The 19,567-nt window shown below is 59.9% G+C and carries 20 protein-coding genes and 1 tRNA gene; 9 read left to right on the top strand and 12 right to left on the bottom strand.

Translation table 11 applies throughout. The annotated features are described in order from the left end of the window. Window positions 1–156 precede the first annotated feature (156 nt). Window positions 157–885: a type 1 glutamine amidotransferase gene (locus BLLJ_RS01615; protein WP_007054810.1), complete on the top strand. Its 729-nt coding sequence runs from the start codon at window positions 157–159 to the stop codon at window positions 883–885. 47 nt (window positions 886–932) lie between these two features. After that, window positions 933–3,209 carry an ABC-F family ATP-binding cassette domain-containing protein gene (locus BLLJ_RS01620; RefSeq protein ID WP_007054811.1) on the top strand — a complete coding sequence of 759 codons (2,277 nt, stop codon included), beginning with the start codon at window positions 933–935 and terminating at the stop codon, window positions 3,207–3,209. A 52-nt stretch (window positions 3,210–3,261) separates the two neighbouring features. Here the strand turns inward: BLLJ_RS01620 and BLLJ_RS01625 are convergent, their stop codons facing one another. The 9 genes from BLLJ_RS01625 to coaD form a co-directional block, all read right to left on the bottom strand. Next, a complete protein-coding gene (locus BLLJ_RS01625) occupies window positions 3,262–3,681 on the bottom strand; it encodes a type II toxin-antitoxin system VapC family toxin (protein ID WP_007051418.1) in 420 nt (139 codons plus the stop codon). Between the two features lie 9 nt (window positions 3,682–3,690). Beyond that, window positions 3,691–3,969, bottom strand: coding sequence for a FitA-like ribbon-helix-helix domain-containing protein (locus BLLJ_RS01630; RefSeq protein WP_007054812.1), 279 nt, complete (start codon window positions 3,967–3,969; stop codon window positions 3,691–3,693). Window positions 3,970–4,124: 155 nt separating this feature from the next. After that, window positions 4,125–4,679: an acetolactate synthase small subunit gene (gene ilvN / locus BLLJ_RS01635; protein WP_007054813.1), complete on the bottom strand. Its 555-nt coding sequence runs from the start codon at window positions 4,677–4,679 to the stop codon at window positions 4,125–4,127. Window positions 4,680–4,695: 16 nt separating this feature from the next. Beyond that, the gene (locus BLLJ_RS01640; RefSeq protein ID WP_013582372.1) at window positions 4,696–6,663 is read right to left on the bottom strand and encodes an acetolactate synthase large subunit; all 1,968 of its coding nucleotides are present in this window, start codon (window positions 6,661–6,663) and stop codon (window positions 4,696–4,698) included. A 160-nt stretch (window positions 6,664–6,823) separates the two neighbouring features. Next, window positions 6,824–7,552: a ribonuclease III gene (rnc, locus tag BLLJ_RS01645; protein ID WP_007055729.1), complete on the bottom strand. Its 729-nt coding sequence runs from the start codon at window positions 7,550–7,552 to the stop codon at window positions 6,824–6,826. Between the two features lie 147 nt (window positions 7,553–7,699). After that, window positions 7,700–7,894: a 50S ribosomal protein L32 gene (gene rpmF / locus BLLJ_RS01650; protein WP_007051413.1), complete on the bottom strand. Its 195-nt coding sequence runs from the start codon at window positions 7,892–7,894 to the stop codon at window positions 7,700–7,702. A gap of 88 nt (window positions 7,895–7,982) precedes the next feature. Beyond that, on the bottom strand, window positions 7,983–8,612 hold the full coding sequence (locus BLLJ_RS01655; RefSeq protein ID WP_007054816.1) for a YceD family protein: 630 nt from the start codon (window positions 8,610–8,612) through the stop codon (window positions 7,983–7,985). An 88-nt stretch (window positions 8,613–8,700) separates the two neighbouring features. Next, entirely contained in the window at window positions 8,701–9,591 is an 891-nt protein-coding gene (locus BLLJ_RS01660; RefSeq protein ID WP_007057854.1) for a cell division protein, read from the bottom strand. Between the two features lie 7 nt (window positions 9,592–9,598). Next, window positions 9,599–10,099, bottom strand: a complete 501-nt coding sequence (coaD, locus tag BLLJ_RS01665) for a pantetheine-phosphate adenylyltransferase (RefSeq protein WP_007051410.1) — start codon at window positions 10,097–10,099, stop codon at window positions 9,599–9,601. Window positions 10,100–10,372: 273 nt separating this feature from the next. Between coaD and BLLJ_RS01670 the strand changes: the two genes are divergently transcribed. Then, on the top strand, window positions 10,373–10,666 hold the full coding sequence (locus BLLJ_RS01670) for a DUF3039 domain-containing protein (RefSeq protein ID WP_007055705.1): 294 nt from the start codon (window positions 10,373–10,375) through the stop codon (window positions 10,664–10,666). 41 nt (window positions 10,667–10,707) lie between these two features. Here BLLJ_RS01670 and BLLJ_RS01675 read toward each other — a convergent pair whose 3' ends face one another. Beyond that, window positions 10,708–11,718, bottom strand: a complete 1,011-nt coding sequence (locus BLLJ_RS01675; protein WP_010081165.1) for an aldo/keto reductase — start codon at window positions 11,716–11,718, stop codon at window positions 10,708–10,710. A gap of 173 nt (window positions 11,719–11,891) precedes the next feature. Between BLLJ_RS01675 and BLLJ_RS01680 the strand changes: the two genes are divergently transcribed. After that, window positions 11,892–12,320: a MerR family transcriptional regulator gene (locus BLLJ_RS01680; protein ID WP_007051407.1), complete on the top strand. Its 429-nt coding sequence runs from the start codon at window positions 11,892–11,894 to the stop codon at window positions 12,318–12,320. A 99-nt stretch (window positions 12,321–12,419) separates the two neighbouring features. Here BLLJ_RS01680 and BLLJ_RS01685 read toward each other — a convergent pair whose 3' ends face one another. Further along, entirely contained in the window at window positions 12,420–13,046 is a 627-nt protein-coding gene (locus BLLJ_RS01685; RefSeq protein WP_013582373.1) for a Pr6Pr family membrane protein, read from the bottom strand. Window positions 13,047–13,276: 230 nt separating this feature from the next. On the opposite strand from BLLJ_RS01685, the gene BLLJ_RS01690 reads away from it, so the two are divergent. The 3 genes from BLLJ_RS01690 to BLLJ_RS01700 all read left to right on the top strand — a co-directional run bounded on the left by BLLJ_RS01690 (window position 13,277) and on the right by BLLJ_RS01700 (window position 16,460). Then, the gene (locus tag BLLJ_RS01690) at window positions 13,277–14,599 is read left to right on the top strand and encodes a nicotinate phosphoribosyltransferase (RefSeq protein ID WP_007055715.1); all 1,323 of its coding nucleotides are present in this window, start codon (window positions 13,277–13,279) and stop codon (window positions 14,597–14,599) included. 294 nt (window positions 14,600–14,893) lie between these two features. Then, window positions 14,894–15,658 carry a ribonuclease PH gene (rph, locus tag BLLJ_RS01695; RefSeq protein WP_007058292.1) on the top strand — a complete coding sequence of 255 codons (765 nt, stop codon included), beginning with the start codon at window positions 14,894–14,896 and terminating at the stop codon, window positions 15,656–15,658. A gap of 43 nt (window positions 15,659–15,701) precedes the next feature. Next, window positions 15,702–16,460, top strand: coding sequence for a non-canonical purine NTP pyrophosphatase (locus tag BLLJ_RS01700; protein ID WP_007051401.1), 759 nt, complete (start codon window positions 15,702–15,704; stop codon window positions 16,458–16,460). Between the two features lie 167 nt (window positions 16,461–16,627). Here the strand turns inward: BLLJ_RS01700 and BLLJ_RS01705 are convergent. After that, window positions 16,628–16,700, bottom strand: a tRNA-Thr gene (locus tag BLLJ_RS01705). 206 nt (window positions 16,701–16,906) lie between these two features. On the opposite strand from BLLJ_RS01705, the gene BLLJ_RS01710 reads away from it, so the two are divergent. Together BLLJ_RS01710 and BLLJ_RS01715 are read left to right on the top strand one after the other, a co-directional pair. Continuing rightward, window positions 16,907–18,175 carry an aminoacyltransferase gene (locus tag BLLJ_RS01710; protein ID WP_007051400.1) on the top strand — a complete coding sequence of 423 codons (1,269 nt, stop codon included), beginning with the start codon at window positions 16,907–16,909 and terminating at the stop codon, window positions 18,173–18,175. Window positions 18,176–18,248: 73 nt separating this feature from the next. After that, window positions 18,249–19,559, top strand: a complete 1,311-nt coding sequence (locus tag BLLJ_RS01715) for an aminoacyltransferase (RefSeq protein ID WP_007051399.1) — start codon at window positions 18,249–18,251, stop codon at window positions 19,557–19,559. Window positions 19,560–19,567 lie beyond the last annotated feature (8 nt).

Here is a 19,567-nt window from a genome sequence, read left to right on the forward strand (position 1 = left end):
GCTTCACAGGTGGGGCCCGAACGAGGTGACAGACGGATGAGAAGCGGGACAACAGTCTCGCGAGAACACGTCTTTGACCGCTGCGGAAACTGCGAGATTCATGGATTTGCCCTGCTCGTTACGCAAACGGGGAACGCTCGTGCCACAATAGAAGTCATGGCCACACCACAAGTGCTCATTTTGCAACATGTCCCATGGGAACGCCCGGGACGCATATTGTCGAACCTCGAGGACATCGGTCTTGAGACGGTGACGATGAATATCGTCGACAAAAAGAAACCGGACTTGCCTGATTTCGGCGAACTGGCTGGCGTGGTAATCATGGGTGGGCCTATGGGCGCGCTTGATTACGACAAGTATCCGGGGCTGAAGGCAGAAGCCAAGTTGGCGCGTGCCGCCGTGGCTTCAGGCAAGCCGATTCTCGGTGTATGCCTGGGGCATCAGATTATCGCCACTGCGCTTGGTGCGCAGCTGCGCAAGGGCGATGCGCCGGAGATTGGGTTCGCGCCGATCAAGCGTGTGGACAAGCATGACTTCTTCTCCATGTGGGATAAGCAGCTGACAGTGCTGCACTGGCATAACGACGTGGTGGGCCTGCCCGCGGAAGGCCAGCTGCTGTCGCGTTCGTCTTCCACCAAGGTGCAGGCATTCCGACTGGGATCCGCGCTGGGCATGCAGTTCCACCTGGAAGTGTGCGGCTCGCTGCTGGACGAATGGCTGGATGAGCCGAGCATGGTCAAGGATCTCAAGGCCGCGGGTGGTTCCAAGTCCCAATTGCGCGAGCAGTTCGCCCAATACGACCAGCTACTGCAACCGCTCGCCGAGCAAGTGTTCTCCGGTTTTGCGGCCCGCTGCAACTCCTACGCTCAGACGCTGAACAAATAACGTTTGCGGGCCGCCGCTGGGCAAGCGTGGCGCTACATTGGTGAGTCATGCCGACTTATGACATTGGACTGGAACACGTTTCGCTCGCTTTCGCTACCAAAACCATCTTCACTGATGTAACGCAGGGTGTTTTTGAAGGCGACCGCATCGGCATCGTCGGCAAGAACGGCGACGGCAAATCCACGTTGCTGCACCTGTTCCGCGGTGCTCAGGAGCCGGATTCCGGCCGCGTGACAAAGCGTGGCGGACTCACGTTCGGCATGCTTGACCAGCGTGATCCCCTTGATGACAACGCCACCATTCGCGAAGCCGCACTTGAGGGGCGCGCCGACTACGAATGGGCGTCCGATAACACTTCCCGTGAAATCGTCGAGGCATTGCTCGGCGGCATGAGCCTGGATGCCAAGGTCGGCTCCTTGTCCGGCGGCCAGCGTCGCCGCGCCGATTTGGCCCGACTGCTGCTCAAGGATTGGGATATTCTTGCACTTGACGAGCCCACCAACCATCTCGACGTGGTCACTATCCACTGGCTTGCCGAACATTTGAAGAACCGCTGGTCCAAAGGCCAGGGCGCTCTGTTGCTCGTGACCCACGATCGCTGGTTCTTGGACGAGGTCTGCGAATCGATGTGGGAAGTCCACGATGGCGTGATCGAGCCGTTCGAGGGCGGCTATTCCGCATATATGCTGCAGCGCGTGGAACGCGATCGCCAAGCCGATGTGCGCGAAACCAAGCGCCGCAATCTGGCTCGCAAGGAGCTCGCATGGCTTTCCCGCGGTGCTCGTGCCCGCTCCACCAAGCAGAAGTTCCACGTCAAGGCCGCACGCGAATTGATTGCCGATGTGCCGCCGATGCGTAACACACTTGAACTGAAGCAAATGGCCACCTCCCGTCTCGGCAAACAGGTGGTCGATTTGGTCGACGTGACGCAGATTTTCGAAAAACCGCAGGGCATGGCCGATATCGACCCGGATGTGGCGGCGCTCTCCGCGTCCGCTTCCCGCGTGGATGTGGTCAACGCCATGTACGCCGAGCCGCAGCTGCATGGTTCCGTTGAGGTGGCGGTCACCGACATGACTGACCCGCGCCTGGTGGACGCCGGCGTGCCGGAAGCCGTCGAGTCCGCTGAGGAAGCGCGTAAGAAGGCCGAGGCTGAGAGCGGCAATCCGCAGCTTGCTGACGATCGCGAGGTTCGTCGCATGAACACGGGTGGTGAAACCATCGGCGGTGGCACTGCTGCAACGGATTCGGATGATGACACTGCTGCAGCCGGTGTCACCTCGGCTGCACGCAAGGTGACGGTTTCCGGCCGCGAGATTCTTGACGATGTGACTTGGCTGATTGGCCCGGGTGACCGCTTCGGCATCGTCGGTGCGAATGGTGCCGGCAAGTCCACGCTGCTTAAGTTGATTGATGGCACACTCACCCCGACCGCAGGCCATGTGAACATTGGCAAGACGGTGAAGTTCGCGGTGCTCTCGCAGCGCCTCGATGAGCTGGAGAAGCTCGGCAAGTACAAGATCAAGGAAGTGCTTTCCCGCTATAAGCCGAGCTACATTGTGGATGGCAAGGAAGTGACGCCGGGACAGTTGATGGAGCGTCTCGGCTTCGAATCCGCCCAGCTGATGACGCCGATCCGCGATCTCTCCGGTGGTCAGAAGCGCCGCATGCAACTGCTGCTGATTCTGCTTGACGAGCCGAACGTGCTCATCATGGACGAGCCCGGCAACGATCTGGACACCGATATGCTCGCCGTGATGGAAGACCTGCTCGATACTTGGCCGGGCACGTTGATTGTGGTCTCCCACGACCGGTACCTGCTGGAGCGCGTCACCGATCAGCAGTTCGCGCTGATTGGCGGCAAAGTACGTCACTTGCCCGGCGGCGTGCAGGACTACCTCGATATGGTTGAGGCTATTAAGAACGGCAAGGGATTGCCGGCTGACACGCCTGGCTTCGCGGGCACCGGTAGCAGCTCGGCGAAGTCTGGTAAGGGTAAGGCGGCCGCCGTCAACGCTGCCGCATCTCTCCCTCAGTCCGCTTCGCGGATAGCTCCCTCGTCAGAGGGAGCCAATAACGGTGAGGACTCCACCTCGAAGCTCACCGGCAAGGCCTTCCACGAGGCATCCAAGCGCGTGAATGCCATCGAACGTAAGCTCGCTAAGCTTGAAGAGCAGAAGGCCGATCTCGAGGCGCAGATGGCCGCCCATGACCCGAGCGACTACGAGGGTCTCAACAAGCTCAATGAACAACTCACCGCCGTCAATACTGAAAGCGATGATCTCGAAGCCGAATGGCTCGAACTCTCCGAACAATTGGAGTAGCGGGAGAAACCGTAACGTTCACAAGGCCTCGGCAGTTTGCCGGGGCCTCCCGCTATGCAAACTCCCACGGATTAATCAATTCCACGTCGGTACCTTCGAAGTCCTTGATATTGCGCGTGGCTATGGCCGCATCCCAGGAACAGGCAATTGCCGCAATCATGGCGTCTTGAATACTGGTAGGTGTGCCCCTGTGTTCGCGTTCGACAAGGATATGGGCATAATCCGCAGCTGCCTGAGTGTCAAATGCGAACGTTCTGTCCTCTAATGTCATAAGCGCCAGCTTGACGGTCGTATCTGTGTACTTTCGTCGTTTGCCTTCAGGCATGCGACATATTCCGGCCAACAACTCGGCGACGGTGATGGCGGTGGTTGCCAAATTGCTTGTATCTTGGTTCCTCAGCCAATTGGCAACGTGTTCGTCTGGCTGTTTCTTGATGATTTCGCTGATGACGTTGGTGTCCAGAATAATCATGGCCGATTCCTATTCAAAAGATACTGGCGGTCGGGAATCGGCGGAATTTCGCTCGGATAGTGGGAGTTCCCCCTTGTCGAGTCCCTCAAAATCCATGTTCTTCATGAATTCGCGGATCTCGTCATAGAAATTGGTCTTTCGCGTGATTTCATGCGCCACCGTGCCAGCCAGCCATTCTTCAAGAATGGATCGCACCTGAGATTCCATGGAGCGGTTGTTTTTCTCAGCCACTTCTTTGAGCTGCTGAATCTGCTCATCGGGTATTTTTCGGATGGTCAATGTTGCCATGATGCACCTCCTTGTTGCTGTCATAATGCTAGCATGAGGTGCTGTCGTTTTGCTTGCAGTACGGGTGATGAGGTATGCACGCATGAAAAAAGGCGGATATGCATCATGCGCATCCGCCTTTTGAGCTTGGACTGGGTCTTCCCGCAGTCGCCGAATCAGCGCCCGGTAACCTCGGAACCGACGACCTTTTCGCTCAGGGCGCGCGGGCCGCGGGTCACGGCTACGGCACCGGAGCGCACCAGCTCAATCACACCGTAATGCTCCAAAAGCCCCAGCAGGGCGTCGATCTTGCCTTCGGCACCGGTGGCCTCAATGGTCAGCGATTCCGGATTCACGTCCACCACGCGCACGCGGAACAGACGCACGATCTCCAGCACGTCGGAACGGTTGGATTCGTTGGCGGCCACCTTGATGAGCACCAGTTCGCGTTCCACGGTGGAGTTCGGGTCGAGTTCCACGATTTTGAGCACATGCAGCAGCTTGTTGAGCTGCTTGATGATCTGCTCCAGCGGCACGGCCTCCACGTCGGCGGTCACCGTGACGCGAGAGATGTCCGGACGCTCGGTGGGGGAGACGGACAGCGAGTTGATGTTGAACGCACGGCGGGCGAACAGGCCGGCGATACGCGCCAGCACGCCTGGGCGGTTCTCCACCAGCACGGACAGCGTATGACGCTGGGAACCAGGCTGGGATGCAGGATAGTTAGCCATGAGTGTTCTCCTCTCCTCAGTGCTCGCTCGCAGTGGCAGCGGCGGTCTCGTGCTCGAACACGCCGGTCGCATGCTCGTCCGGACCGGTTCCCGGAGCCGGGGTGCCGCCAGCCAGCGGCTTGATGCCGGGCTTGTACGTCACCTCGTCGTTGGGGGCGCCGGCGGCTACCATCGGCCACACCATCGCATCCTTCCACACGCGGAAGTCGATCAGCACCGGGCGGTCGTTGATCTGGTTCGCCTTTTCGATGGCGGCAATCGCCTCTTCCTCGGTGAACGCGCGGATACCCACGCAGCCGTATGCCTCGGCCAACTTGATGAAATCAGGCACTTCGAGCGGCGCATCGCCGTCGGCCAGTGCCGCCGCACCATCGGCACCGTGCGCTTCACCATCGAGCAGGTTGGTCTGCGAGTAGTGGTGCTCGTAGAACAGCGTCTGCCACTGACGGACCATGCCGTATACGGAGTTGTTCAGAATCGCGATCTTCACCGGAGCGCGGTCCAGGAACGCGGCGGCCAGCTCCTCAGAGGTCATCTGGAAGGAACCGTCACCATCGATCAGCCACACCGGCTTCTTGCCCTCGAATTCACGGGCCGAGCCCACGGATGCGCCGATGGCAGCCGGCAGACCGTAGCCCATCGTGCCGAGGCCTCCGGAGGAGATCCAAGCGTGCTGGTTCTCAAAATCGATGAACTGCGAGGCCCACATCTGGTGCTGGCCCACACCGGTCACCCAGATGGTGGACGGATCGGCCATCTCAGAGAGCTTCTTGATGACCCACTGCGGGGCCAGCGATCCGTCGGTCGGCTCATCCCACGTCATCGGGTATTCCTCGCGCCAGCCGTCGATCGCCTTCCACCAGGGGGCCAGATTCGGCTTGCCCTGAATGGCCTGCGCACGCTGAATCTCGGGAATCAAGTCGTCGAGCACGGTAGCCACATCGCCCACGATCGGCACGTCGGGCTGACGGTTCTTGCCGATTTCAGCCGGGTCGATGTCAATGTGAATCACGCGGGCGGTCGGTGCGAAGGCGTCGAGCTTGCCGGTCACGCGGTCGTCGAAACGTGCACCGATGGCCACAAGCAGGTCAGCGCGCTGCACGGCGCCGGTTGCGGCAATCGTACCGTGCATGCCTAGCATGCCGAGGTTCTTCGGGTCGGAGTCGGGAATGATGCCGCGTGCGGGCAGGGTCGTGACCACGGGAGCGCCGGTCAGGTCGGCCAGAGCCTTGACCTGTGCGCCGGCGTTGGAGCGGGCGGCGCCGCCACCCACATACAGCACCGGGCGGTACGACTGAGAGAACAGCTTCGCCGCGTCGGACAGCACACGGCCGTGCGCCTTGGTGGTGGGGTTGTAGCCGGGCAGAATCATGCGCTGCGGCCATGAGTAGTACATGTCGCCGGTCTGTGCGGTCTTGGTCAGATCCACGACCACCGGGCCGGGGCGGCCGGTGTTGGCGATGTAGTACGCCTCGGAAAGCACGCGAGGAATGTCCTGCGCGCGGGTCACGAGGAAGGAGTGCTTGGACACCGGGTAGGTGATGCCCACGATATCCGCCTCCTGGAAGGCATCAGTGCCGATGGCTTGCACGCCCACCTGACCGGTAATCACGACCATGGGCACGGAGTCCATGTTCGCGTCCGCAATGGCCGTGACCACGTTTGTGGCACCCGGGCCGGAAGTCACGATGCACACGCCCACCTTGCCAGTGGCCAGTGCGTAGCCTTCGGCGGCGTGGCCGGCGGCCTGCTCGTGGCGCATAAGCACGAAGCGGAACTTCGTGTTGTCTTTGATCTCGTGGTAGACGGGCAGAATCGCGCCGCCAGGAATGCCGAAGACGTCCTCGACGCCGAGGTCCTCCAGCGAACGAATCAGCGCCTGGGCGCCAGTCATCTTCTCGCCATCGACGATGGTCTGCTTATCGGGGGCCGTGTTGATTTTCGGTACACCGCTGAATGCCTGCAAAGGCGTGGGTAAAGCCATGATTCCTCTCACCTCATAGGTTTTGTCGCGAACCTGCCCGACCTTGGGATGGGGCCGGGTGCCCGCGTGTCTGATTCCAGTCGCTTCCCCGAGACTTGTGGCCCCGGCGCGACTCGTCGCTCATGTTGGTATTAGTCTATTCGCAAATCCGACAGCGGGCTTACTTAGTCCGCGTCTTGAACGAGTCCAGTGACTTCCAGCCCGCTTCGGCTGCCGCCAGCTGCGCCTTACGCTTGCTGGAGCCCTTACCGATGCCGATGATGTCGCCGTTCTCGCCCAATGAGACGCGCGCGGTGAAGATCTGCGCGTATTCCGGGCCGGAGACCTCCATATGGTAGACAGGCTCCTCCTTGCCGAGGCCGTGCGCCTTGACGGTCAGCGAGGTCTTCCAGTCAAGTGCCGGGCCCTCGGTGGCCACTTCGGCGAGCGTGTCGTCAATAAGCCGGTGAATCACCTTGCGTGCCTCGTCGATGCCGTGTTCCAGGAAGGTCGCGCCGATGAGCGATTCCACGATGTCGCATAGGATGGAGTTCTTCTCCGCGCCGCCCTGCTCGGCTTCTCCGTGACCCAGCAGAATGTAGGGGCCCACCTTGAGCTTGGTTTTGGCGATGGCGCTCAGCGCGTCTTCGGAGACGGCCTTGGCGCGCATCTTGGCCAGTTGCCCCTCGGTCATATCCGGGTGAATGGTGAACAGCGTTTCAGTGGAGACCAGTTCGAGCACCGCGTCTCCCAGGAATTCGAGGCGTTCGTAATTGGCCACGCCGGGGTGCTCATGCGAGAAGGAACGGTGGGTGAGTGCCTGCACGAGCAGATCCGGGCTGAGAGTGGTGCCCAACGCTTCAAGAAGCTCGTTGGCCGGCGTCGGCTGCTGTGGGGTTTCATTACTCATGATTGTTGTATGGTCCTTCACGCGATGGTGATGTGTTGTGTTGTGTTGTGTTGTTTGCGATGCGATGGTGTACGCAATGGTGCACTTATGCGAAGACCCCGCCACCCGTCGATGGCAGGGCCTTCATTCAAGCCGTTATCGCAGGACTCACTTGGTGTGAGCCGGCTGGATGGCGGAGCGGTAGGTGCGGCCGCGGTAGTTACCGCAGCTCGGGCAAGCCATGTGCGGCAGGGCCGGAGCGCCACAGTTCGGGCAGTTCACGGTCGCAGCAGCGGTGGCCTTCCAGTTCGCGCGACGCGAATGCGTGTTGGCGCGCGAGGTCTTGTACTTAGGCAGTGCCATTTGAGTATCCTCTATTTCGTTCGAACAATTGAGCTTAAGCGTCCGTTATCTTAACGCACGGCTCGTACAAACTTCGTTCAGGCGCGCGTCACTCGGCCTGCTCGCCGTTCTGCTCGGCCTCGAGCTGGGCTTTGAGCCCCGCCAATCCGGCAAAACGGATATCCGTCACATCGTGATGATGGTCGGGATCCTCGTTCAGATCGGCACCGCACTGCGAGCACAGACCCCTGCAATCCGGTCGGCACAGTGGTTGCAACGGCAGCGATTCGACCAGCGTGTCGCGGATCATCGCCTCGATGTCCGCGAATGCGCCGTTCTCCAGCAGCGGATACGTGTCTTCCGACTCGTCCTCGCCGGCGATGATGTCGATTTCGTCGTCCTTCTTGCTCTTGCCGCCCTTGCCGTTGGCCTTGTCCTGGCCCGACTCGTACGGGAAGAACACCGTCACATCAACCGGCCAGTCCTCGTCAATCGGCTTCAGGCAGCGCGTGCACTCGCTGACGAATGGCGCGACCAGGCGGCCGGTGAAGATCAGGCCGTCCACAATCGAATCGAACTGCCCGCTCACGTGTACGGGCTCACCTTCCTTGATGCCGACAATGCTGTCGCCAATGCCGGAAGGTGCCGGGAAATCGGCGTCAATCGGCTTGGATTGACCGGCGCGCGAAGCAATCTGCGCTACCGGAATGGCCCACGGGGAATCTTCAACTCGTGCCATGGTATGTTCTTGGTGCCTTTCGTATGTTGGCTGGAGTTATTCGTTACTGGCGTTATTCGCGTTACTGATGTTGCCGGCGTTGCTGGCGTTACTGGGCTTCGGGATAGTCGTTCAGCGTCAGGTGCGGCATCTGTTCGCGGGCCGCGCGCTGGCGCTCTTCCAGCACGTTAAGACCGGCCTGCACATCCTGACTGAGTTTGCCGAGCTGCTGGGACAGCCCTTCCATCACCGTAGTGCAGTACTGGTCCGCGCCTTGGGTCAGATGGTCGGCTTTGGTCTGTGCCTGGTCAAGAATCGCGCGCGCTTTCTGCCGTGCAAGCTCGGTGACGTTCTCTTGGCCGGCCAGGAACTGTGCCTGTTCGTTGGCGTCCCTGATCATGTTGGCTGCGCGGCTTTGTGCGGAGGCGACGATGGCGTTGGACTGGGTCTGTGCCGATTCCAGACGGCGCTCGGCCTCGCGCATGAGGGCGGAGGCGCGCTCCAACTGCACCGGCAGCATTTTCTTCAACTCGGAAAGCTGGTCGGTGAATTCGTCGCGGTCAACCTTCACCATGCCGGGGGCGAATATGCTGGACTTCGCTTCGCCCAGTGCCGCCTCGAGCTGGTCGATGATGTCATACACCGTGGTGAATTCCTCGTGGCTCTTGACCGTGGCCGGGTCGTCGTCCGTGGTTTCTCGCAGGTCGGGCATTTCGTTCATGAACGAGGGGCGAATGCCGGCGGCCTGAGCGGTCTGAGCCTGTGCCCGGGTCTGCTGAGCTGCTTGGGCCTGCGCTTTGGCCTGCATTTGTGCCGGAGTAGGGGTAGGCGCGGCGGGCGGCGATCCGGCGAGAACATCGGCCTCTTCGGTGGGTGCCGGCGCGGCTTGCGTAGACGCGGGCGGTTCCGGGGCGGACGGCTCCGGAGTGGACGATGCGGCGTCCGCATTCGGTTTGGTCAGATCGACGTATCCAGTAGGGTGGTCATCGCTCATAGTCATTAGTGCATCAGTCCTTCCGCTGACGTTCCTCGGCCAGGGCATCGGCCAGCATCGGCACGACGCAATCGGGCACCATGCCGGTCACGTCGCCTCCATGGCGGGCCACGTCCTTGACGATGGAACTGGAGATGTGTTCAAGAATCGGATCGGCCGGCAAAAACAGGGTTTCGATGCCAGCGAGCTTGCGATTGACCAGCGCCATGCCGAGCTCGGCTTCATAGTCGCCGTTCTGGCGCAGACCCTTGATGATAACGGTGGCGCCGACCTTCTTGCAGTAGTCGGTGATCAGGCCGTCGGTGGAAGAAACGGTGACGTTCTTGCAACCGGCTTTGTCAAGGGCGCGGCGGATCACGTCGACTCTGGTGGCTTCGGAAAACATCGGTGTTTTCGCGGCGTTGACGGCCACCACCACATGCACCTCGTCGAAAAACCGCGCCGAGCGCTCGATTACATCCAAGTGTCCGGCGGTAACGGGGTCATACGAGCCGGGGCATACTGCGATAGTCATGCTTTATAGCCTACCGCTAGTGGTGTGCTTCGTGCTGCCGAGCGTGCATTGTTGTCGCGTCGGCGTATGAGGCAGTGTGTGCGGTGCCGTATGTGGCGTCGGTGTGGCGTCGTGTGCGGCATTGTATGTGGCATTGTATGTGGCGGGGTGGCGTGATGCGCGACATGGGTGTGTGGAGGTGTGCGGATTACGCGCCAATGGGTTTCGCGGGTAACGACGGGAATCTATGATGGAGTGCAGTCGAATCGTTGAATACGAGGAAAGAAGTGCACCATGACTTTTGCCGAGATGTTCGTTGATGATGCCGAACCGCTGCGCAACCCGGACCAAGGTGCCGGCACGTCGGTGCTGGAGCGTCCGGAGACCAAGGAGTCGCCGGTTCGTGACGATGGTGGCGACGCCGATCGTTTTGCGCACTACGTATCCAAGGACCGTATCGCTGAATCGCGTGCGACCGGCCGCCCGGTGGTGGCCCTGTGCGGTAAGGTTTGGGTGCCCAAGCACGATCCGTCCAAGTACCCGGTTTGCCCCGACTGCAAGCGGATTTACGAGGAAATGACGCGCTAAAGGTGGTACTTGGCTCCCCTCAGCGAGGGGAGCCAAAATGGTCACCGAGCCGAAATCTCGTCGATCAGCTTGAGCTCCTCGTCGCTGAAGTGGGTGTTCTTCAGTGCGCCGATGTTGTCGAGAATCTGCTGCGGCTTGGAGGCTCCGGTCAGCACGGAGGTCACCTTGCCGTCGTGCAGCAGCCATGCCAGGCTCATCTCGGCCAGCGTCTGGCCGCGTTCGGCGGCCAGATTGTTCAGGTCCACAACCTGCTTGTGCAGTTTCTCGGTCAGGGCGGAATCGTTGAGGAATCGCGGATCGTGAGCCATGCGGCTGTCGGCCGGAATGCCGTTGAGATAGCGGTTGGTCAGCAGGCCCTGAGCCAGCGGGCAGAAGGTGATAAGGCCTTTGCCCAGCTTGAAGGCGGTCTCTTTCAGGCCGTTCTTTTCAACGGTGCGGTCGAGGATGTTGTACTTGTTCTGGTTGATGATGAACGGCACGTGCAGTTCTGCCAGAATTGCGGCGGCCTTTTCCATCGTCGGACCATCGTAGTTGGACAGACCCACGTACAGGGCCTTGCCGGAGTTCACGGCCTGAGCCAGCGCGCCCATCGTCTCCTCAAGCGGGGTTTCCGGATCCGGGTGGTGGTGGTAGAAGATGTCCACATAATCCAAGCCCAAGCGTTCCAGCGACTGGTCGAGGCTGGCGAGCAGGTACTTGCGGCTGCCGAGGTCGCCATAGGGGCCTGTCCACATTTCGTAGCCGGCCTTGGTGGAGATGACGAGTTCGTCGCGGTGATGCTTGAAGTACTTGGCGAGCAGCAGTCCGCAGTTCTTCTCTGCCTGGCCGGGCTCGGGGCCGTAGTTGTTGGCTAGGTCGAAGTGGGTGATGCCGTTGTCGAAGGCGGTGAAGACCAGGGACTTCATCTGGTCGAATGGCGTGATGTCGCCGAAGTTGTGCCAGAAGCCAAGTGAGACGGCCGGCAACTTGAGGCCGGAGGTGCCGGCACGGTTGTAGGTCATCGTGTCGTAACGGTGCGGGTTGGGGGCATAGATGGCGGTTGGCTCGAACATTGAGTCTCCTTACAATGTCATTCTTGTTCTTACGAATGCTTACCTGCGATGGGCAAACCGACGCCGATTGAGCGGTATTCGTAAGTGTTCTTGGATACTATGGTTCCAGTTCAAGTGAACTTGAATGCAAACGGCTGCGACGCTTCGGCGTGTTGCCGCAGTAAGGAGTCATGATGTCCTACACCATTCGTCAGGTGGCCACGCAGTTCCATATGCAGCCCTCTACGCTGCGCTATTACGAGGATCAGGGATTGCTGACCAACGTGGAGCGCACCGAAACCGGCCAGCGCATATACGAAGACTGCCATATCGACCGTCTGCGCGCGATTTGCTGCTTCAAGAACGCCGGCATGACCATTGACGATCTTAAAAAGTTCTTCGTGTATGAGTCCAATGAGCCCGAGCATATCGATGAAATCCTTGATCTGCTGGAATCTCGCCGCGAATCCTTGGACGAGCAGCGCCGAGCCCTCAACGAGGCGGCCATGCACGTGCAGCGCAAGCTCCATTACTATGGCGACATCAAGCGTGCCATCGACGCCGGTGAAGACTGGCCGGATTGGCGCGAGTACAAAAACCGCGCCTATTCCATTGAATGTTGAGACCATCGAATGTTGAGACCATCGAATGTTGAGGCCATCGAGTGCTGAGCTGGATGCCGGCTGGGCACTAAGACCAATGCGCGTCGATCGTGGGCGCGTCTATCCGAGTAAGGCCTTGCTCGGCAGTGCGCGGTCGAGCAGCCAGACAACGAGCGATATCACGAAGAACGCTATGGCCAGCTTGCCGCAGCTAATGCCGAACCCTTGCCAGTCGAGTGCGTCGAGGTTGATGAAGTCGTACGGATACGGACTGCCGCCGGCCGCCGGTCCGGACCCCGGCCAAATCGCCGCACGGGCCAGCACGAAGACCAAGTATGCAGGGAAGTACGCCAGCCACGAGAACATGTAATGCCAGCGGAAACGCCGGTGCGGGTCGAATAGCACGAAATCGATAACCGCCATAATCGGGGCGATTTTGTGCAGCATCGTATTGGTCATGATGCCAATAACCTGTGGCACGTATGCCGGGTCGTCCGGAGGCGTCAGGAAGAACGCCACCAGTGCGGTGACTATGGCGTACACAGTCAGGCACCCCTTAAGCCATGCAGGCGGCTGAATACCTTTGAGCAGTGTGGCCGCGCCGGACCACAGCATCACGATGCCCAGCACGAAACCGGTCTGGAACGTGAAATACACCCAGAACTGCGGTTTGGACCATGCCTCATATGTGCCCACGAAGCAGAAACCGGCGATCGCAAAGCGCCACAACGCCACGATGAATCTCATGCATCGAGTCTACCGCTTCGCCAGTGGGCCGTATGGTGCGGCTGGCGTATTGGCTGGTCGTGATGATTATGGTCGGTGTGACCGACCGCCATAGTGCCGATGAATATGACGATACTGAACCCGGCAATATCGAATCTGGCGATACGAGAATAAGACGAGCCCTTCCCGCACGGCTTTGCCCGGACTACACTTAGGTGCAACTTCACCACTTATGTAGGAAAGGCCTTGCAATGGTCGATTATTCGCCGGCTCTGATGACCGACATGTATGAATACACGATGCTCGACGCCGCTCTGAAAGACGGTACCGCCGACCGCAAGTGCGTGTTCGAGGTGTTCACGCGTCACTTGCCCGAAGGCCGTCGCTATGGCGTGGTGGCCGGCACCGGCCGCATTCTGGATGCGCTGGAACATTTCCACTTGGATGAAGCGGATCTGAAGTTCCTGGCCGACCGTCACGTGGTAAGCCCCGAGACCATTAAGTGGCTGGAGAACTTCCACTTTTCCGGTACGATTCGCGGTTACCGCGAAGGTGAGATGTTCTTCCCGAACTCCCCGATTTTGCAGGTCGAAGGCACGTTCGGCGAATGCACGCTACTGGAGACGTTGATTCTATCCGTGCTGAACTACGATTCCGCAGTGGCCTCCGCCGCCTCACGTATGGCGTCGGCAGCCAAGGATCGTCCTTGCATGGATATGGGCGGACGCCGCACTAACGAGTGGGCCGCCGTGGCCGCCGCTCGAGCTGCCGTAGTGGGCGGATTCAAGGGTACCGCCAATCTGCTGGCCGCCCAGCTGTATGGTCTGAAGGCCATTGGCACCGCCGCGCATTGCTTCACGTTGGTGCATGATTCCGAGCGTGACGCCTTTGAATCACAGATCGAGGCATTGGGCAAGAACACCACGCTGCTGGTGGACACCTACAACATCGAGGAAGCCGTGAAAACCGCCGTCGAAGTGGCCGGTCCCGAACTGGGTGGCGTGCGCATCGACTCCGGCGACTTGGCCGCCATGGCCCAGCGTGTGCGCAACCAGCTGGACGCCCTGGGTGCCACGAACACCACCATTACCGTGACCAACGATTTGGATGAGTACGCGCTCGCCGCATTGCAGACCGCGCCGGTCGACTCCTATGGCGTGGGCACCATGCTGGTCACCGGCTCCGGCGCTCCCACTTGTGCGATGGTGTACAAGCTCACCGAGCGTGAAGGCGCTGACGGCACGATGGTTCCGGTCATGAAGAAGTCCAAGGATAAGGCCACAGTGCCCGGTCGCAAGTTGGCATTCCGCTCCTACGAATACGCGCTAGCCGAAGCCGAACACGTGATTTCCGGCTCGGAAGAGAAGCTGGCCGGTTTCACGCCCGAACCGACGTGGAAGAACCTGCTGGTCGATTTCGTGGACCACGGCCATATCGATGCGCAGTGGCAGGGCCATGACGCCATCATGGCCGCCCACGACTACCACGCCAAGGCGTTGTCCGAACTGCCCATCACCGCGCAGAGCCTCATGAAGGGCGAGCCAGTGATTCCTACGGAGACTCAGGTTCTCTGACGAGAACTTTCGTCTCCATAGGAATCCGTCGCAGCATAGCTGCTCCCCTTACCTACGGACAGCCCACTGGGCTGTCCGCTTAACGGTTCGACCACAGAGACCAAAGTCCTCTGACCGTATCTCACTGGCCGCATCCCTCTGGTTACATTGGCTACTCTTCCCTCTGGATGAGTGAAACTCTCAATGGTGATAACGCGGCGGGCAACGATGACGTATCAGAGCGGCGCGATGTAGTTCGATGATGGTTGACGAGTTGCTATCCAGGCATAGAGCGGATGGCGTATGCTGGGGCGCATGGTTGAAATCAAAGACATGCTTGGCAATCACCAAATAATTCGTGCCGACGGCCGCAAGGTCGACGAACTGCGCCCTGTGCGCATCACCCGCCACTTCACCGACGCCCCCGAAGGCTCCGTGCTCATCGAATGCGGTAACACGCGCGTGATGTGCACCGCCACTTTTACTCCCGGTGTGCCGCGTTGGCGCAAGGACTCCGGCCTCGGCTGGGTCACCGCCGAATACTCGATGCTGCCGCGTGCCACCGCCGAACGCACCGACCGTGAATCCGTACGTGGCAAAATCGGTGGCCGTACCCACGAAATCAGCCGACTGATTGGCCGCTGCCTGCGTGGCGTCATCGATATGAAGGCGCTCGGCGAGAATCAGATTCAGCTTGACTGCGATGTGCTTCAGGCCGATGGTGGTACTCGCACGGCTTCCGTAACCGGTGCGTACGTGGCTTTGGTCGACGCAGTCAATTGGGCGGAGAAGCACCGCCATATCAAGTCCGCCAGCCGCGTGCTTAAGGACTATGTGTCCGCCGTATCGGTGGGCGTGATCAACGGCACTCCGATGCTTGACCTGCCATACATTGAAGACAGTCAGGCCATGACCGACATGAACGTGGCCATGACCGGTTCCGGCACCTTCATCGAGATTCAGGGCACCGCAGAACACCGTCCGTTCAACCGTGCCGAACTCGGCACCCTGCTTGACTTGGCCGAAAAGGGCAACAAGGAACTGCAAGCCGCCCAGCGTGCCGCTCTGTCCCTAGACTAAGCCAGCTCCCCTGACAAGGGGAGCCTTCTTAAAGGAGAACCTCATGCAAATCGTCGTCGCAACCCATAACGAAGGCAAGCTTGTGGAAATCCGCCGCATTCTCGAAGAGGATCTTGGCGCGGATGCCGAAAACATCGAACTGGTGTCCGCTGGCAGCCTTCACCTGCCGGATCCGGTGGAAACTGGCGTCACCTTCCAGGAGAACGCGCTACTCAAGGCCCGCGCTGTGGCCATCCGTACCGGTCTGCCCGCTGTCGCGGATGATTCAGGTCTCATCGTCGATGTGATGGGTAACGCTCCGGGCATTCTGTCTGCTCGCTGGGCGGGTGCTCACGGCCACGACAAGGCCAATAATGCGCTGCTGCTCGCCCAAATCGAAGATATTCCGGATGACAAGCGTACCGCGCGCTTCCGTTGCGCCGCCGCGCTGGTGGTCCCGGACACCGAGACCGGTGCCGACGTGACCGGTGGAGTGGCTGCCGACGGCATCACCGTTCACACCACGGCTGCCGATGGGAGCCCTGCCCCGGTGCATGCTCGATACGCCATCAAGTCGGAGACAGTGGAGCTCGGCGACATGCCGGGTCGCATCATCCGCGAGGCTCGTGGCGTACACGGTTTCGGTTACGATCCGCTGTTTGTCCCGGACGATCAGCCTGCCGGTCGCGTCAGCACTGAGCCTGACCATGAAGGCGAGCCGCTGACCAGCGCCGAGATGACTCCGGCCGAGAAGAATGCGATTTCCCACCGAGGCAAGGCGCTGAAAGCCTTGGTCCCCGCCATCGAGGCCCTGCTGCACTAAGTCGTCTAGGCTGTCTAGCTGCACTGAGCCGCGACTAAGCCACAGTTGAGTCGCGGCTCAGCACTCAGCCCCCGAATCGGGCGAGTGTCTAGCAAGCGCCTATGACCTAGCAAGGGCGATACGAAAGAAGGCCGGCGCTTAGTGCGTCGGCCTTCTTGATGAACAAGAGCCACCCGATAGAATCGAACTACCGACCTTCCCACGAACGAGGGGGATGCTCTACCACTGAGCTAAGGTGGCGTGGCTTCAAGAGCCAAGTAGAGAATATAGCACTGCGTTTGATTCACTGCAAGCCGGACATTCATCATCTTTGGGCCATTGTTCTTTGGACCATCGTGGCGGCAATAGTGCGAACGATGTGCACACCTCATCTGCTCGGCCGCCATTCGTCGTGTGCGCGCTATGCTAGCATGGTGAGCCTGATTGACTCGGAGGCAAAGGGAAGCATGCGTGATTTTGTGCTGGTGAAGTTGACAGACGAGGAGTTCGATGATTTCTCCGCCAGGCATCCACAAGGCAATTTCCAACAAACCTCGGCGATGGGACGCCTTCGCGCCGCGCAGGGGATCGACGTCGAATATTTGGCCCTCAAGGAGGGCGAGAAGATCGTCGCGGCGGCACTGTTCGAAACTCACCGCTCTCGATTCTCTACATTTGCGGTCATCCATGATGGCCCGATGTGCGACTATCACGACACCGAAGCATTGACCTTCTTCATGGATGCGCTGAAACGCCATGCCAAGGCAAAGGGTGCTTCACAGCTGGAAATCACCCCTGAATCCCCGTATCGGCTTCGCGACACCAATGGAGCTTCTTTGCCGGATGACCAGAATGGCGCTCCCGACAATAAGCTGATAGAACAGCTCGAGGCGATCGGCTTCACTCATGGCGGTTTCACCGTGGGCTACACGGCGGTTCCGCGTTGGCGCTACCTCAAGGATCTGACCGGCATTACCGATGAGAAAAGTCTGCTGAAGTCCTATGACAAGCGCACCCAGTGGAGCGTGAAGCGTGCCCAATCGATGGGTGTGCACGTGCGTGAGCTGTCGGACGACGAGCTGGGGGTATTCGCACGAATCGAGCAGCAAACCGCTGAACGCCGTAGCTTCGAATACCGTGGCGAAGCATATTTCCACCGTTTCAAGGAAGCGTTCGGCAGCAAAGCGCATTTTATGGTTGCCGAGATCCACATCGACGAATACGTAGCGGACATGACGTCCAAGCGTGAAGCGCTTTCGGCCAAGGTGGCGGCATTGACCGCCAAAAACGCCGAACACCCCACCACCAAAACCGAACGTCAGCTGGGGGAGGAGACCCGCAATCTGGCGGCAGCCGAAAAGCGCCTGAACGAGGCGGCCGAGTTCGCCAAAGACGGGGATGTACTGCCGGCTGCGGCATCACTATTCGTGGAGCATCCGCGCGAGGTCATCTACCTGTTCTCCGGTAGCGTCGAGCAGTACAAGCCCTTCTACGCCTCCGCGCTGATTCAGCATGACGCGATGCTGCATTTCTGCGTGGAACACGGGCTGTCTCGCTACAACTTCTACGGCATCGACGGCGTCTTTGATGATCCCGATGACGAGGGGCGTGGTGTACTGGAGTTCAAGCAGGGCTTCAACGGATATGTCGAGGAACTTCCGGGCGAGTTCGTGCTGCCGGTCAAACCGGTCGCCTATGCCATGAAGCAATTTGCGCACAAGCTGCTGTCGCGGTAAACGGACGCAGCACACAGGCCATTCCAGAGCCCAGAGTAACGATCAGAGTAACGACAAGTAAGAAGGTTCGATTATGACGCAATCCGATGCAGGCGTCGCCTCGCTCACCCCTACCAAGATCACTCCTGCCGAGCTGGATGCGTTCTCCGCAGCTCAAGTGCAAGGTAGTTTCCAGCAGACCTCGCAGATGGCCGCCATGGGTGCGTTCAACGGTCCGGTGGACTATGTGGGTGTCAAGCGCGGTGACAAGCTGATTGCCGCCTGCTACGTGGTGTACACGCGGTCCCGTTTCGGTTTGGAAGGCTCGGTCTGGTGCGGACCGCTGTGCGATTATGACAATCCACAGGTGGTTGAGGCGATGACCGAAGCCCTGCGTCGTTCGGCCAAGGCCCATCACGCCATCAGCGTATCCTGCTGGCCGGCCGCAGTCTACCGTCTGCATGATCTGGACGGCAAGCCGACCAGCGACCCGGACACCACGATGATGGACAACATGGCCCGCTTCGGTTGGAAACATGGCGGTTTCACCGTGGGCTACGAATCCGTGGTGAACCGCTGGAACTTCGTCAAGGGGCTTGACGGCATTCATAATGAGAAGGAACTGCTGGCCTCGTTCTCCAAGTACCGCCGTAAGAACATCCGCATTGCCCAGGATTCCGGTCTGCGCGTGCGCCGACTGGAACGCGGCGAACTGAGCACTTTCGTCAAGCTGTGCGATATGAGCGCCGCACGTCAAGGCTTCAAGAGCCGCGATCTGGCCTACTATGAGCGTCTGTTCGATACCTTCGGCGACCTGATCGAGTTCAAGGTGGTCGAAACCCATTTCGACGAATATCTGGACACCCTGCAATCCAAGCTGAATGCGGCCTCCAAAGACAAGCGCAACCTCGAACGCCTGCTCCAGCGCACGCAACAGCAGCCGGAAGGCACGGCCAAGAAGGGTGCTTCCGACCCGGCAACGCTGGAAAAGCGCATCGCCACCGCAGACAAGAAGATTGCGGCGCTGGAAAAGACCATCGGCGAAGTCAATGGCATCATCGCTTCGGACGGCCCGGTCATTCCGGTGGAAGCCGGCGTCTACTTCTGGCATCCGAACGAGGTCGTCTGCCTGTCCAGCGGCGAGGACGATCGTTTCATGGATTACTACCCGTCTTCCCTAATCCACTTCGAGGCGATGCTTGACTGCATCGCCCGTGGCGTGGAGCGCTTCAACTTCTACGGCATTTCCGGTATTTTCGACGCCAACGATCCTTCCTACGGCGTCTGGCAGTTCAAGACTCGCTTCGGCGGATTCGTGGAAGAGCTTCCGGGCAAGTTCACGCTGCCGGTGGACGGACTGCGCTTCGGTGTATCCGAAGCAGCGCACAAGCTGCTGCATCGCTGACAAACAGT

This window comes from Bifidobacterium longum subsp. longum JCM 1217, from assembly GCF_000196555.1.
Lineage (GTDB): Bacteria > Actinomycetota > Actinomycetes > Actinomycetales > Bifidobacteriaceae > Bifidobacterium > Bifidobacterium longum.

What these genes read in the sequence shown, in the direction of transcription:
- BLLJ_RS01660 (WP_007057854.1), bottom strand. Translation starts at nt 9,591, where the DNA reads ATGACTATGAGCGATGACCACCCTACTGGATACGTCGATCTGACCAAA.
- BLLJ_RS01700 (WP_007051401.1), top strand. Translation starts at nt 15,702, where the DNA reads ATGCAAATCGTCGTCGCAACCCATAACGAAGGCAAGCTTGTGGAAATC.
- BLLJ_RS01630 (WP_007054812.1), bottom strand. Translation starts at nt 3,969, where the DNA reads ATGGCAACATTGACCATCCGAAAAATACCCGATGAGCAGATTCAGCAG.
- rpmF (WP_007051413.1), bottom strand. Translation starts at nt 7,894, where the DNA reads ATGGCACTGCCTAAGTACAAGACCTCGCGCGCCAACACGCATTCGCGT.
- BLLJ_RS01620 (WP_007054811.1), top strand. Translation starts at nt 933, where the DNA reads ATGCCGACTTATGACATTGGACTGGAACACGTTTCGCTCGCTTTCGCT.
- BLLJ_RS01670 (WP_007055705.1), top strand. Translation starts at nt 10,373, where the DNA reads ATGACTTTTGCCGAGATGTTCGTTGATGATGCCGAACCGCTGCGCAAC.
- BLLJ_RS01615 (WP_007054810.1), top strand. Translation starts at nt 157, where the DNA reads ATGGCCACACCACAAGTGCTCATTTTGCAACATGTCCCATGGGAACGC.
- BLLJ_RS01655 (WP_007054816.1), bottom strand. Translation starts at nt 8,612, where the DNA reads ATGGCACGAGTTGAAGATTCCCCGTGGGCCATTCCGGTAGCGCAGATT.
- BLLJ_RS01680 (WP_007051407.1), top strand. Translation starts at nt 11,892, where the DNA reads ATGTCCTACACCATTCGTCAGGTGGCCACGCAGTTCCATATGCAGCCC.
- rnc (WP_007055729.1), bottom strand. Translation starts at nt 7,552, where the DNA reads ATGAGTAATGAAACCCCACAGCAGCCGACGCCGGCCAACGAGCTTCTT.
- BLLJ_RS01685 (WP_013582373.1), bottom strand. Translation starts at nt 13,046, where the DNA reads ATGAGATTCATCGTGGCGTTGTGGCGCTTTGCGATCGCCGGTTTCTGC.
- ilvN (WP_007054813.1), bottom strand. Translation starts at nt 4,679, where the DNA reads ATGGCTAACTATCCTGCATCCCAGCCTGGTTCCCAGCGTCATACGCTG.
- BLLJ_RS01625 (WP_007051418.1), bottom strand. Translation starts at nt 3,681, where the DNA reads ATGATTATTCTGGACACCAACGTCATCAGCGAAATCATCAAGAAACAG.
- BLLJ_RS01675 (WP_010081165.1), bottom strand. Translation starts at nt 11,718, where the DNA reads ATGTTCGAGCCAACCGCCATCTATGCCCCCAACCCGCACCGTTACGAC.
- BLLJ_RS01640 (WP_013582372.1), bottom strand. Translation starts at nt 6,663, where the DNA reads ATGGCTTTACCCACGCCTTTGCAGGCATTCAGCGGTGTACCGAAAATC.
- BLLJ_RS01710 (WP_007051400.1), top strand. Translation starts at nt 16,907, where the DNA reads ATGCGTGATTTTGTGCTGGTGAAGTTGACAGACGAGGAGTTCGATGAT.
- BLLJ_RS01715 (WP_007051399.1), top strand. Translation starts at nt 18,249, where the DNA reads ATGACGCAATCCGATGCAGGCGTCGCCTCGCTCACCCCTACCAAGATC.
- rph (WP_007058292.1), top strand. Translation starts at nt 14,894, where the DNA reads ATGGTTGAAATCAAAGACATGCTTGGCAATCACCAAATAATTCGTGCC.
- BLLJ_RS01690 (WP_007055715.1), top strand. Translation starts at nt 13,277, where the DNA reads ATGGTCGATTATTCGCCGGCTCTGATGACCGACATGTATGAATACACG.
- coaD (WP_007051410.1), bottom strand. Translation starts at nt 10,099, where the DNA reads ATGACTATCGCAGTATGCCCCGGCTCGTATGACCCCGTTACCGCCGGA.